The following is a 14,750-nucleotide window of genomic DNA, read 5'->3' as shown; positions in this document are numbered from 1 at the left end:
TTTATATTTACAAAAAAACATAAACAAAGTTACAAAATAATACTTCCAAAACTTATCGTTTGTCACCCACTTGTTTCTTTCTCTCAAAGTAAATTCCCCCTACCAATAAAAACAACATCCCAACACAACTAACAAGCGTGATGGTGCTTCCCGTTTTTACAACCTGAGGCTCAAATTTGAATTCTATTGAATGTTTTCCTGGTGGAACCGCTATTGCTCTCAAAGCATAATCGGCTCTTATGATTGAAGTTTCTCTTCCGTCTATTAAAGCTTTCCAACCTTTTTCGTAATACATCTCAGAGAAAACTGCCAAACCTTCTTTTGAATTATTTGATGTGTATTTCAAATCATTTGGCAAGTAGGAATCCAAAGTTATTGTGGCAGAACTGTCTTTGGCGAAAGCCTTATTCTTAATTTCAGAAAAATCATTAACATTGATTACAGCCACTTTTTTGGAATTGAATTTATCCAATGCTTTCATCTCACCATCAGAATTATTCACAGGCAAAACCTGATCCACAAACCAAGCATTTCCATTATGATCAGGATTGATAATTGGGTATTCTTTACCTTCTTTATCGGTTTGAATCACATATTTAACATTCAGCATATTCAGAATTTCCAAATTATTTTTGGCAATCTGATAATCAAACAACTGTTGCATTCTTTGCGGTTTTACAGCGCTATAACCACCAATCGCTTTATGGAAATAAGATGTTCTGGCCTGCATCAATCCCTGAATGTCAAACACACGGTAATTAGTTGGATCTTCAAGAATTTTGGCATCCGCAGGTGTTTCCTGAAAAGGCACTTCAACTTCTCTGGCGCTTATAAAATCTTTGTTGGATACATAATTTTTATCAACAAAAAACAAATCGGAAACCATAAATAAACCAACCAGAATAATAGCAGTATTTTGGGCAATTCTATTTTTGATAAACAACCACAAAGTCCCAGCTGAAATAAGAATAAAAAATCCAGAACGCAATAAATCGGCACTGTACAATGATTTTCTATCAGCTTTAAGCGCATCAACAAAACTTGGCCCGTAACTTTGTATCAGATAACTGTCACTCGCTCCCGAAAAATTGAACATACTTTTGCATAAAAACAAAACGATAATCAATCCTAAACCTACAGCTCCCGATTGCAACAATGGTTTTAATTGTTTTTCTTTTTCCAATTTGAAAAAAGATTGCAAGCCCATAATTGCCAACACAGGAAAACACAATTCCAAAATAACCTGAATAGAGGAAACCGCTCTAAACTTATTGTACATTGGGATATGGTCAATGCAAAAATTAGTCAGCGCCGGAAAGTTTTTCCCCCAAGACAACATTAATGTCAGAATTGCTCCCCCAAGGAATGCGTATTTTATTTTTCTCTCATCAATAAATAAAGCCAAAATTCCCAAAAAGAAAACTACAGCTCCTATATAAGCAGGTGCCGACACGATAGGCTGATCTCCCCAATAGGTTGGCATTGCAGTCACAGAATCAGCAGCTTGCGATTCTGGCACACCTTGTGATATCATGAACTCATACATACTACTGTCTGTTCCAATTTTTTCATTATTGGAACCACCAAATAATCGAGGCGCAATAAGATTGAAACTTTCGGCGATACCATAACTATATTCCGTTATATAATCATAGGTCATTCCTAAATTGGTTGTTTTTTTAGACCCATCGGGATTAAAACTCAAATCGCTCGTACCACGAGTACTGTATTTAGCATACTCCACTGTTGCCAACAAATTGGTCGCATTAGTACCAATAGCAATAATTCCTACCCCAACGAGTGTCCCGATGGAACATAATAAAGCTTTGTATTCTTTGGATTTTATTCCTTCATAAATAAAATAACCGGAAAGAATCAAGAGCAATATCAATAAATAAAAGGTCATCTGAAAGTGATTTGCATTGACCTCCAATGCCACGGCAAACATCGTGAGCAAACCACCCACAATATATCTCCGCTGAAAAACCATTATAAAACCGGCAACAACCATTGGCATATAAGCAATAGCATGCGCCTTGGCATTATGTCCAACTCCTAATATTATAATTAAATAGGTTGAAAAACCAAAGGCCACAGCTCCAAAAAAGGCTTTAAGCGGATCGGTTTTTAAAACCAGCATCAAAACATAAAAACTTAGAAAATATAGGAATAGATAATCCGCCGGACGTGGTAAAAAACGTAAAACATCATCGATGGCACCAACATAATCGTGTGGATACTTTGCTCCTAACTGATAGGTTGGCATTCCTCCAAAAGCCGAATTTGTCCAATATGGCTCCTCGTGGTGAGTTGCTCTAAAATCATTTTGCTCTTTGGCCATTCCCGTATATTGGGCAATATCCGATTGAAAAATTTGTTTTCCCTGCAAAACTGGAAAGAAATAAAGTGTAGAAACAAGGACAAATCCAAGTATAGCCAATGCGTGCGGAAAGAACTTTTGAAGTTGCTTCATCAATATTTTTGATTTTTGATTAATGTTTTATGATTTCAGACTAAAACTCTAAATAATAATGATTTTAGATTTTTGATTAACGATTTTAGATTTCAGATTTGAGCACCGAATGTTCGACAGTGATTTTTAATAAACAATATTAATGATTTTAGATTAAGCAATAGCATTAATTTTTTCTTTTGAAACACAAAATCAAAAATCAGAAATCTAAAATCGTTAATCACAAATCAAAAATCTTAAATATTATTCAATCTCTTCATAATCTACATAGTCTCCCACTTTTTTGGTTTCGCGGGGATTTTTACTATTTGCGGTATCAATTATGATTTCGTCATTACTGGTTGTTTTTCTCCAAGAGGTTTGCTGTTGGTATTGTTGCTGCTGTTGCTGAAAATTTTGCCCAGCTTTTTCCACTACCTTTTTTACTAATAAAGGCAAAAACAATCGAGCCAAAAATTTAAAAATATAATAGAAGGCTATCATAAAGAATACCATTTCTATAAAACCCGAAAAAGAGGCTGCTTGCATAATCTTAATAATTTTTAAGCAAAATTAATAAATCAATATCGAATCTTGGGAGCATTTTGCAAATATCATTCTTAAATAAATGATAAAATAAAGACAAAATGGTCCAAAAAAGAGATGAAAAACATTTTCAGCAACTTAAAATTATTTTCAACTAAAATCTATCCAACTTAAACACAGTTTTTAAGACCTGTTTTTTAACAAAAACTTCTCAAACTCGCCATAATTTCACATAAAATACCAAAAATAAAATTAAAAAAGTTAAAATTGTTTTGTAATAAACTGATTTTCAAAACATAATAAAAACCTAATTCTTAAAATAGCATTAGTTTTTATGAATTATAAAGAGTAATTTTGCACCAAATTTTAAAAACATATATGAATAAATTTGAACAATTAGGATTGAATGAATCGTTACTGAAGGCGATTTTAGATCTAGGATTTGAAAATCCGTCAGAGGTACAGGAAAAGGCGATTCCCCTATTATTGGAAAAAGACACAGATATGGTTGCGTTGGCTCAGACAGGGACAGGGAAAACGGCAGCTTTCGGTTTTCCACTTATCCAAAAAATTGATGCCGACAACAGGAATACACAAGCATTAGTTTTATCGCCAACACGCGAACTTTGTTTACAGATTACCAACGAACTTAAAAACTACTCTAAATACGAAAAAGGTATTAATGTGGTAGCAGTTTACGGCGGGGCTAGTATAACAGAACAGGCTAGAGAAATAAAGAGAGGAGCACAAATTATTGTGGCTACTCCGGGGAGAATGCAAGACATGATTAACAGAGGATTGGTAAACATTAAAAACATAGATTATTGTGTTCTTGATGAGGCTGACGAAATGTTGAATATGGGATTTTATGAAGATATCTGCTCTATTTTATCAGATACTCCAGACGAAAAAAGCACATGGTTGTTCTCAGCTACAATGCCTGCTGAAGTTGCCAGAATTGCAAAACAATTCATGTCAGAACCATTAGAAATTACCGTTGGAACTAAAAACTCAGGATCGGCGACGGTTTCTCACGAGTTTTATTTAGTAAATGCACGTGATCGTTACGAAGCATTGAAACGTTTAGCCGATGCCAATCCGGATATTTTCTCAGTAGTTTTTTGTAGAACAAAACGTGATACTCAGGCAATTGCCGAAAAATTAATTGAAGACGGATACAACGCTGCTGCCTTACACGGAGATTTGTCCCAAGCGCAACGTGACGGGGTTATGAAATCTTTTAGAGGTCGTCAAATCCAAATGCTTGTTGCTACAGATGTTGCCGCTCGTGGAATCGACGTTGACAATGTAACTCACGTAGTAAACTACCAATTACCAGACGAAATCGAAACGTACAATCACCGTTCTGGACGTACAGGACGTGCTGGGAAACTAGGTACTTCTATCGTTATTGTAACCAAAAGTGAATTGCGCAAGATTTCTTCTATCGAAAGAATCATCAAACAAAAATTCGAAGAAAAAACAATTCCATCTGGAATCGAAATCTGCGAAATCCAATTATTGCACTTAGCCAATAAAATTAAAGATACCGAAGTAGATCACGAAATTGACAACTACTTACCGGCGATCAATGATGTATTGGAAGGTTTGTCAAAAGAAGAATTGATCAAGAAAATGGTATCGGTAGAATTCAACCGTTTTATTGCTTACTACAAGAAAAACAGAGACCTTTCTTCTCAATCTTCTGGTTCAGACAGACGCGAAAGAGGCGACAGAGAACCTAGAGAAAACAACAACGGTGGCGCTACAAGATACTTTGTAAACATTGGTTCAAGAGACAATTTTGACTGGATGACATTAAAAGATTATCTAAAAGAAACCTTAGACCTTGGTCGTGACGATGTATTCAAAGTAGATGTAAAAGAAGGTTTCTCTTTCTTCAACACAGATGCAGAACACACTGACAAAGTAATGGATATATTGAACAACGTACAATTAGAAGGACGTCGTATCAATGTTGAAATCTCCAAAAATGACGGTGGTGGAAGACGCGACCATAACGGAAGAAATTCTGGTGGTGGTTTTGGCGGAAGAAGTTCAGCTCCAAGAAGAGAAGGAAGCTTTGCTCCAAGACGCGAAGGTGGACGTGAAGGTGGTTTCAGAAGTGAAAGAGGTCCAAGAGAAAACTCTTCTAGTTCAAGAGGTGAAAGAAGTTCTGCTCCAAGAAGAGAAGGTTCTTCTGATAGAGCTCCAAGACGTTCTGAAGGCTTTGGTGATTCATCAAGACCAAGAAGACCAAGAAGAGATTAAGAAAGATTTCAGACTTTAGATTTTAGACTGCAGATTTTTGAATTTTGATCTGAATTTTTATATCTACTGTTAATTTTCTTATAATTATAAAAGAACTACAAAATATTTAATCCCGTTTTACTACTTTTAAAGTTTTAAACCTGTTTATGAAATATTTTGTAGTTTTTTTATTTATAATTACCTCAATAAGTACAGTAGCCCAAACTGCCGAAACCCCAACAAAAATCTCTGGTACCATTATCAGCGACAACACCGGCTCCCCATTGGCTAACGTAAATATCATCAACATCAATCAAGTTACGGGAACCACTACCGACGACAAAGGTAATTTTGAACTCGCCGTTACCCAAAGCGACACCTTACACATAACCCTTCTTGGTTACGAATCTTTGCGTGTACGCGTTACCAATGACTGGGTCAAAAACAAAAAAACAACCATACAACTTACCCAAAAAGCAATCTCACTAAAAGAAGTAGTTGTAAGTCCTTACTATCTAACAGGTTACCTAGAAATCGATTCGAAATTGATTCCGATAAAAGAAGATTTCCGTTATAATATTTCAGGTTTAGGACAAGGATACGAAGCGGGACAATACGCCCCGGAAGCCTTCGGAAAAGTATTGGGTTCCATATTCAACCCCGCCGACTTGCTTTATAATGTCTTTAGCAAAAAAACCCAGCAACTCAAGAAACTCAGGGAAATGCGAAAGGATGACACCGTAAGAAACCTTTTGGAAACCAAATACGACAGAGAAACCATTTCGTTATTATTAGGAGTTTCCCAAGACGAAATTGGAGAAATATTAGGACGCTGTAGCTATTCCGAAGCCTTTATCAAAACAGCGAATGACCTTCAGATCATGGATGCATTAAGTAGCTGTTACGAACAATACAAAATTTTGAAGAAGAAATAACTTCCAAAATCACTTGGGCGTGCCACCATAAAGAAAAGGAGCCAAATCATCGCACTGGTGATTCGGCTCCTTTCCTTTATGCTGTCAGGCTATCCGCGTTACTTCGGTAACTTGCTCCTATCCTTCACGCGGCGTTTCTGCATTACAACAGCTTTAGTAAAAACTACTCAACACCACTATAATACCGTTCTTCTATCCTCTTAATATCTTTAATCGATTTCTTTGCCCAATCCAGTCGCTTCTCCAAAATCTCTTCTTCCGTCAACTGCCAAGCGGCATTCGAATTACGCAAACGATTGGTCAAGTTCTGAATAACAATAGCCGCCGAAACAGAGATATTCAAACTCTCAGTAAAACCCACCATCGGAATTTTAAGAAAACCATCTGCTTTCTCGATAATCTCTTCAGACAATCCCTCTCTTTCCGTACCAAAAAACAAAGCACTTGGTTTCGAAATATCAAAATCTTCAAGCAAACAATCATCTGTATGAGGTGTTGTTGCTATAATTTGGTATCCTCTACTTTTTAATGTATCAATACAATTGGACGCAGAATCGTAGGCAGAAATATCAACCCATTTCTGAGCGCCCATTGCAATTTCCTTATCAATTCTTTTTCCAAATCGTTCCTCGATAACATGCAATTCCTGAATACCAAAAACCTCGCAACTGCGCATCACCGCACTCGCATTATGCATCTGAAAAACATCTTCAACAGCAACCGTAAAATGTTTGGTTCTGGTTTTTAATACTTTCAAAAAATTTTCTTTTCTGCTTTCTGTCAAAAAACCTTCAAGATAATCGAGGTAATCCAAATCAATCATTTCATTTTTTTTTGCAAAAATACTAAACTTAGAATAAAATCTTCTTCGAATACTTACTCCTACAGATTTTATATTTAACCGCAAGGTTCGCAAAGAATTACGCTAAGTTCGCAAAGCTTTGTGTGCCTTGCGTTAGCTTTGCGAACCTTGCGATTAAATTCCTTTTACCCTAATTTTCACAAATCACCCAGTAAAATATGTGAAAATTTATGTAATTTGTCGTTTACTTTTTAAAACAAGTAAAAAAAATGAAAAAGAAATTAGTAGTTCTTACCGGTGCCGGGATTAGTGCCGAAAGTGGCATCAAAACATTTCGCGACAGCGACGGTTTATGGGAAGGACATAATGTAATGGATGTCGCCACTCCAGACGGTTGGCGCAAAAATCCCGAATTGGTTCTTGATTTTTACAACCAAAAACGCAAACAATTAAAAGAAGTACAACCCAATTTAGGTCATCAGATTTTGGCCGAATTGGAAAATTATTTTGACGTTTACATTATCACTCAAAATGTGGATGATTTGCATGAAAGAGCCGGAAGTACCAATATCACCCATTTGCACGGAGAACTGCTAAAGGTTCGAAGCACCAAAAATGAAAACCAAATTTTAGACTGGCAAGACGATTTACTCATTGGTGATAAAGACCAAAACGGTCATCAACTTCGCCCCCACATTGTTTGGTTTGGCGAGCAAGTTCCCGCTCTGGAAGATGCCATCACCATAACCGAACAAGCTGATTTTTTTGCCGTAATTGGTACATCATTACAAGTGTATCCGGCAGCCGGATTAATTGATTTTACAAAAAAAGGAACACCAATATATTATATCGATCCAAAACCTATAAAAATTCCAAATCTAAAAAATCCGTTAGAAGTCATTCCGAATGTAGCTTCGGAAGGAGTGCAAATTATGAAAGATAAACTACTGACTAATCTATAGCTATTTTATCAAAAGCATTCAGCAAACCCATATCGAGAACCGTACTTTGGTTATTTTCACTTTTGGAATACATCGGTTTAAATTTGGCTCCATAAACGACTTCTACAAAAGTATAAGAAGTTCGCGTCGCAACCGTGGTGCTGAACATATCATCAAAAGTTTTGACAACCACAATAATTTCACCCGTAATCGAATCATAATCCGAAGCTTTCAAATCATACAAAGGACTTTCGCTTGTAATAGGATGTACCAATGTCCAGCTTAGCGCGAGCGAATTAATTTTTTGGTACTCCAAATCCAGTGTGAAAAAATTATTCGTCGTGACTCCATTTTCTTCGATTTGCATTCCAAGCGTTACATTGACTTCGGCGTCAATATAATTGGTGTTTTTATAAGGTGCCAATCTAAACATCAATGCTTTTCCATTATTAAACGGCGCAATAATAGCATTTTCGGAAAACTTCAAAAAGATGGAAGGCTTACTGAATCTCCCAAAAAACAAACCTGTAGCAATCGCAAAACTCAATAATCCCATCAAAGCTTCGGCAGAAGATAAAGCACTGGTATAAAAACCCGTCGGACTAATATGTCCATAACCTACCGTGGTAAAGGTTTGGGCACTAAAAAAATAGGCTTGACCAAATTGCACCAACACATCATCTGTAGCGTGAATCCCATTGAGATGTTCAATTCCGATTCCGAAATACAGTAAGGCAAAAACAAAATTAATACAGATGTAAAACAAAAAAAGAATCGAAAGAAATTTCCAAGAAGGCATATCGAGCATTGTATGATACCAACTGATTCTGTCCAAAACACCAATTCCTTTTTTCACAGCATTTGCCGAACCATCTTTATTAATAAAACGACCTCCATAACTGGAAGCGCTGGCTCCAAATCCGGTATTGATAAGTGATTTTGCTTTTAAATTTAATCGATTAAAAATTGCCATAACATAATTACTATTTAACTGCAAATTAGTCAATAAAATCAACATTTTAACACTTTGGATTTCAATTTAATTATAACCCATTGGGTGTAATCTTGTTAAAATAAAAAATTAAACACATAGATTCATAGATTTCATAGCTAATCTGTAAAGACTAAATAGAAATAGTACTATTTTCTATGTGAGAAGTGAAACGGTTATCTAACTCTTTTAAAAAACTACAAATTCTATGTCTCTATGTGGTAAAAAAACAATTACATCTAACGCTTTTATTTTTGGTTGAAAAATTCGAGAATATACTATAAAAACAATTTCAAAAAAATTTAGAAAATAATTCGAAACCTAAATTCTTTTGCAGTAAAAATAAATTATGTTTGTAATCTAAAACTTAACCATTATGCAACTTTTACTTACCAATTGGTGGATATTCTTAATAGTTCTATCCCTACTTTTTTACAAATTTGTTTTACGTGTTTTCTTTGGAATGGTAATCGTCCCTGAAGACAGAATTGGTTTGGTGACCAAAAAATTTGTACTCTTTGGAGCGGCAAAATCATTACCCGATGGCAGAATCATCGCTACAAAAGGGGAAGCCGGTTTTCAGGCACAAACGCTCGCACCCGGATTGTATTGGGGTATGTGGCCTTGGCAATATTCGGTAAACATGACTCCATTTACAATTATTCCAGAAGGAAATATTGGATTGGTACTGAGTAAAGACGGAGCCGAAATCCCTACCGGACGCATTCTTGCCCAAAAAGTAAACTCGGATAATTTTCAGGACGCCACTATGTTTTTGGACAACGGAGGACAAAAAGGACGTCAATCTGCTTTTATAACAACGGGGTCTTACCGTATCAACACCTATTTATTTGAAGTAGCAATATCTCCACAAATCGTAATTTCCGAAAATATGGTTGGGATTGTAACCGCAATGGATGGTGAACCAATTCCTATTGGTCAAATTGCTGGTAAATTTGTAGACGAACACAACAACTTTCAAGATTTTGACCAATTCCTAAAAAACGGAGGAAATCGTGGTTTGCAGCCACAAGTAATCCTTGCCGGTTCTTATTATATTAATTCATGGGCTATTCAAATCGAGCAAACTCCTATGACCGATGTGCCTATTGGATATGTTGGCGTTGTGATTTCCTATATTGGTGAAGACGGAAAAGATGTAACCGGAGATAGTTTCAAACATGGAAATATTGTTTCAAAAGGACAACGAGGCGTTTGGATGGAGCCTTTTGGTCCGGGAAAATACGCTCTTAACAAATACACAACCAAATTAGAACCTGTTCCAACAACCAACTTGGTATTGAACTGGGCCGATGCAAGAAGTGAATCTCATAATCTGGATAAAAACCTTTCTACCATAACGGTTCGTTCCAAAGACGGTTTCCCTTTCAACCTTGATGTTTCGCAAATTATTCACGTTCCTGCCAATGAGGCTCCAAAAGTTATTGCCCGTTTTGGAAGCATGAATAATTTGGTTTCTCAGGTTTTGGAACCAACTATTGGAAACTATTTTAGAAACTCGGCTCAGGAAAGTGACGTAATCTCATTCCTTTCTACCCGAAAAGAGCGTCAGGAATCTGCTAAAAATCACATCAAAATAGTTTTGGACGAATACAATGTTAACGCTGTTGATACTTTAATCGGAGACATTGTTCCACCTGAATCATTAATGAAAACATTGACAGACAGAAAGATTGCCGAGGAAGAACAAAAAACGTATCAGACTCAAAGAATGGCCCAAGAACAACGTCAGGGAGTAGAAAAAGAAACAGCTATTGCCGATATGCAAAAGGAAATTGTAAAAGCTTCCCAAAGTGTTGAAATCGCACAACGTACCGCCGATGCAACCGTTAAAAAAGCAGAAGGAGATGCAACAAGTTTAAAACTGAATGTAAACGCCGAAGCCGAAGCAACCAAAATGCGCGCTAACGCTGAAGCTGAAGCAACAAAAGCAAGAGCAGGCGCACAAGCGGAAGCAACCAAACTTACCGCTAGTGCCGAAGCAGAAAGAATATCCAAAACAGGTCTTGCCGAAGCCGAAAAAATTATGGCTATAGGTAAATCTACTGCTGAAGCTTACCAACTCCAAGTTTCGGCAATGGGTGGCGATAACTTTACGAAATACAAAATCACCGAAGAAATTGGTAAAGGAAAAATTAAAGTCATACCAGATGTTCTTATTTCTGGAAACAATGGCACTGACGGATCCATGAGCGGGTTATTGGGACTAAAACTTATGGAAATGATGGATTCTGACAAAAACACAACCATTCCTAAAAAAGGAGAATAAACAATATTGCCACTTTCTGAAAATCTACCGTACAGGCTACTATATAAACACTGAAAATTGAACACAGATGACACAGATTTAACGGATTTAAACAGATAAAATTTGTTAATCTAATTCCATCCATAAATATTATGACTATTTCACTTTTTTTATTTTAAAGAATCAGTGATAATCTGTCTAATCTGTGTCATCTGTGTTCCATTTTACGCACAATACATTTGTGTCCTGAATTAGCCAGTTATGGCAGATTTTTTTATTTGCACAGACCGCAATAACACAACTAAAATCAATATTCTCTTTTTTAAAAATGATTATATTTGCTCAAAAATAAATTCCATGCAACATATAATTGACCGCTTTGTAAGCTATGTAACCATCGACACTGAGTCGGATCCAAGTTCAAATACTACACCCAGTACCTCCAAACAATGGGACTTAGCCAATAAACTGGTAGAAGAATTAAAAACAATAGGATTACAAGATGTTACCATAGATGATAAAGCGTATATCATGGCAACACTTCCTAGCAATGTGAATCACGAAGTGCCTACGATTGGGTTTATCTCTCATTTTGACACCTCACCTGATTTTAAGGGAGCCAATGTAAAACCTCAAATTGTACCCGATTATGACGGTAAAGACATTATCCTGAATGCCGAACAAAATATCATCCTCTCCCCTTCTTATTTCAAAGATTTATTGCAATATAAGGGACAAACATTAATCACCACCGACGGAACAACTTTACTAGGTGCCGATGACAAAGCGGGAATTACAGAAATTGTAACCGCAATGGAATTCCTGATTAATAATCCAGAAATTAAACACGGGAAAATCAGAATTGCATTTACTCCCGATGAAGAAATAGGACGTGGTGCGCATCATTTTGACGTAGAAAAATTTGGAGCAGAATGGGCTTATACAATGGATGGAAGTCAGGTAGGAGAATTGGAATATGAAAATTTCAATGCTGCCGGTGCCAAAATTATTTTCAAAGGAAAAAGCGTGCATCCTGGATATGCCAAAGGAAAAATGATTAATTCACTGCTTATCGCAAATGATTTCATAAACGAATTGCCAAAAGACGAAACACCGCAGGAAACAAAAGGCTACCAAGGATTTTTCCACATACACCATCTTTCGGGAAGTATTGAAGAAACGATATTAGAATTAATTATTCGTGATCATAATAAATTCAAATTTGAAAAACGCAAAAACTTAATTGCCAAAATTGCCAAAAAAATCAACAAACAGTTTGCGAAACAATTTGGAGAAGACATCGTTGTTGCAGAAATAAAAGATCAATATTACAACATGAAAGAAAAGGTATTACCTGTAAAACATATTGTATTTATTGCCGAAAAAGCAATGAGAGAAATCGGCATTAAACCGATTATAAAACCAATTAGAGGCGGAACCGACGGATGTCAATTATCCTATAAAGGATTGCCTTGTCCAAATATTTTTGCAGGAGGACATAATTTTCACGGAAAATATGAATACGTTCCGGTAGAAAGTATGCAAAAAGCCGTAAATGTAATTGTAAAAATAGCTGAATTGACCGCAGACGGAGCTTATCAACAAACAGAAACCAAGTCTAAAAAAAGTTAAATTCTTTTTTCAATTATGAAAAACGAACAATGGGATATCGAAGTTGAGATTTTAAAAGAAATCATTGCCAAAACAGAATTAGTCGAAACCAATAAATGGGGCGGTTGTGTTTATGTGTACAACAACAAAAACGTGGTTGGCGTTGGTGGATTTAAAAATTTCTTTACCCTTTGGTTTTTCAATGGGGCATTTTTAAAAGACGAAAAAAAACATTTAATCAATGCCAATGAAGGAGTAACCAAATCATTGAGACAATGGCGCTTTACATCGAAAGATGATATCAACGAAAAAGAAATCTTGTCCTATATTCAGGAAGCGATAGAAAATAAAAAACAAGGAAAAATAAACAAACCCGAAAAAATAAGAACAGAAGTTATTATTCCTGATTTGTTGCAAAAAGAATTGGATACCGACAGTATTTTAAACGAAGCCTTCTTAAAATTCAGCCCTTATAAGCAAAAAGAATTTATAGAATACATAGAAACTGCAAAACGAGAAGAAACCAAAATCTCAAGAATCGAGAAAATAAAGCCAATGATTTTGGATAATATTGGCTTAAACGACAAATACAGGTAATTCAGAAACCATAAAATAACTTTCAGTATAATCCCAAATTCCACATCATCGGAATTTGGGATTTTTTATTTAAAAAAGCCAAGTCATTTAATCACTAAACCAAAGTAATCACTTGAAAATCAGCAAAAAGTTAACATTTTAACTTAGATATATTTACTATATTTGTTAATACAAATCCAATATTTTAGTTACTATTAATATTTCACGAGAGCACCTCTCCTTGTTCTTTATTTACTTCAAAGCAATTAATAACCGTTAATACTATTCTATTATGATTGAAAAAAAGGTTACTCCTGAAAAAACAACTCCTACAGAGTCCCCAAAAGATGCAACTCCTGAAGTTATAAAACCAGTCGTAGCAAAACCATCAACGACTCCTAAAACCCCCGGAACAACAAATGCTAAACCAGTAGCTACAAAATCGGTTGCAGCTAAACCAAGTAATTCAGGCACATCTGCTACAAAAGCGACTGTAACTACAAAAACAACAATAGCAAAACCGGCAGTACCAAAAACCACAGCTTCCAGAACAACTGCAAAGCCTAGTGCAGCTAAGGTTCCCGCTCCTCCAACAGCAATCGCAAAAAGTGAAGTAAAAACAGACCCGGAAACAAAACCGGAGAAAATTGCTGTAACACCTCAAAATGAGGAAAAAAAAGAGAAAAAATCAAAAGACAAAAAAATGAACAAAGACAAAGAAAAAGAGAAAGACAAAAAGAAAGCCAAAAAAGCCAAGGCTAAAGAAAAAGCTAAGAAAAAAGAAAAGAAAGCTAAAAAGGCGAAAAAAGAAAAAGCCAAAAAAGCTAAGAAAAAAGCAAAACTGAAAGAAAAAAGGCAAAAGCCAAAGCTAAAAAAACCAAAAAAAGCAAAAAGAAATAATTCTTAAAAATTCCAATTCTGAAATTACTAATTCCAAATTGGTTCAAACAGAAAAATAGTATTCTTTATTAGCATAAAAAAATCCAAATCCCAAATTCCAATTATAAAATTGGTTTTTGGAATTTGGATCTTCAATTTATTTTCTATCTAAAAAACTACTCTTTTTTACTCAAAGTTGCAGTCAATTCCATTGAAATAGAAGAACGCTCCATTTTCAATTTTCCAGCCATCGTTTCGATAACTAAAGTCGAATCAGAAAGTTCAACGATTTTACCGTGAATTCCACTTTTAGTAATTATTTTATCTCCAACTTTTAATCCGCCTTCAAATTCCCTTTCATTCTTAGCTCTCTTTTGTTGCGGTCTTATCATAAAGAAATAAAGAACAACAAACATCAACAAAAGTGGCAGTATATTACCTAATTGTCCCATAATTTAAAATTTAATTTTTTATTTAATTGTTTATAATCTTCAGAAA

At 35.5% G+C, this 14,750-nt stretch carries 12 protein-coding genes; 7 read left to right on the top strand and 5 right to left on the bottom strand.

Annotated features, from left to right (window positions below; genetic code table 11):
• Positions 1-52: 52 nt before the first annotated feature.
• Positions 53-2,473, bottom strand: a complete 2,421-nt coding sequence (locus tag EM308_RS09470; RefSeq protein ID WP_035641099.1) for a YfhO family protein — start codon at positions 2,471-2,473, stop codon at positions 53-55.
• Between the two features lie 243 nt (positions 2,474-2,716).
• Complete coding sequence (locus EM308_RS09465) at positions 2,717-3,001, bottom strand: DUF4834 family protein (RefSeq protein WP_070261820.1); 285 nt, start codon at positions 2,999-3,001, stop codon at positions 2,717-2,719.
• A 375-nt stretch (positions 3,002-3,376) separates the two neighbouring features.
• On the opposite strand from EM308_RS09465, the gene EM308_RS09460 reads away from it, so the two are divergent.
• On the top strand, positions 3,377-5,269 hold the full coding sequence (locus tag EM308_RS09460) for a DEAD/DEAH box helicase (RefSeq protein WP_035637709.1): 1,893 nt from the start codon (positions 3,377-3,379) through the stop codon (positions 5,267-5,269).
• Between the two features lie 146 nt (positions 5,270-5,415).
• Positions 5,416-6,183: a carboxypeptidase-like regulatory domain-containing protein gene (locus tag EM308_RS09455; RefSeq protein ID WP_035637707.1), complete on the top strand. Its 768-nt coding sequence runs from the start codon at positions 5,416-5,418 to the stop codon at positions 6,181-6,183.
• Between the two features lie 163 nt (positions 6,184-6,346).
• Here the strand turns inward: EM308_RS09455 and EM308_RS09450 are convergent, their stop codons facing one another.
• Entirely contained in the window at positions 6,347-7,006 is a 660-nt protein-coding gene (locus tag EM308_RS09450) for a TrmH family RNA methyltransferase (protein ID WP_035637705.1), read from the bottom strand.
• A 248-nt stretch (positions 7,007-7,254) separates the two neighbouring features.
• Between EM308_RS09450 and EM308_RS09445 the strand changes: the two genes are divergently transcribed.
• Complete coding sequence (locus EM308_RS09445) at positions 7,255-7,947, top strand: SIR2 family NAD-dependent protein deacylase (protein WP_035637703.1); 693 nt, start codon at positions 7,255-7,257, stop codon at positions 7,945-7,947.
• On the opposite strand, the gene EM308_RS09440 is transcribed toward EM308_RS09445, so the two are convergent.
• Entirely contained in the window at positions 7,937-8,899 is a 963-nt protein-coding gene (locus EM308_RS09440; RefSeq protein WP_035637701.1) for an ion channel, read from the bottom strand. The two genes, EM308_RS09445 and EM308_RS09440, sit on opposite strands and share 11 nt — an antisense overlap.
• Before the next feature lie 394 nt (positions 8,900-9,293).
• Between EM308_RS09440 and EM308_RS09435 the strand changes: the two genes are divergently transcribed.
• From EM308_RS09435 to EM308_RS18080, 4 genes are all read left to right on the top strand, one after another.
• A complete protein-coding gene (locus EM308_RS09435; RefSeq protein WP_035637699.1) occupies positions 9,294-11,207 on the top strand; it encodes an SPFH domain-containing protein in 1,914 nt (637 codons plus the stop codon).
• Positions 11,208-11,543: 336 nt separating this feature from the next.
• Positions 11,544-12,818, top strand: coding sequence for a peptidase T (gene pepT, locus EM308_RS09430; protein ID WP_035637715.1), 1,275 nt, complete (start codon positions 11,544-11,546; stop codon positions 12,816-12,818).
• A gap of 15 nt (positions 12,819-12,833) precedes the next feature.
• Entirely contained in the window at positions 12,834-13,394 is a 561-nt protein-coding gene (locus EM308_RS09425) for a YdeI/OmpD-associated family protein (RefSeq protein ID WP_035637697.1), read from the top strand.
• Between the two features lie 271 nt (positions 13,395-13,665).
• Complete coding sequence (locus EM308_RS18080) at positions 13,666-14,280, top strand: hypothetical protein (RefSeq protein WP_157503403.1); 615 nt, start codon at positions 13,666-13,668, stop codon at positions 14,278-14,280.
• Positions 14,281-14,428: 148 nt separating this feature from the next.
• Here EM308_RS18080 and yajC read toward each other — a convergent pair whose 3' ends face one another.
• Positions 14,429-14,704, bottom strand: coding sequence for a preprotein translocase subunit YajC (yajC, locus tag EM308_RS09415; RefSeq protein ID WP_035637695.1), 276 nt, complete (start codon positions 14,702-14,704; stop codon positions 14,429-14,431).
• Between the last annotated feature and the right edge of the window lie 46 nt (positions 14,705-14,750).

The sequence above is a fragment of the Flavobacterium gilvum genome, assembly GCF_001761465.1.
Classification (GTDB): domain Bacteria; phylum Bacteroidota; class Bacteroidia; order Flavobacteriales; family Flavobacteriaceae; genus Flavobacterium; species Flavobacterium gilvum.
The sequence above is the reverse complement of the archived record's forward strand: the minus strand, read 5'-3'. Positions and strand labels throughout refer to the sequence as shown.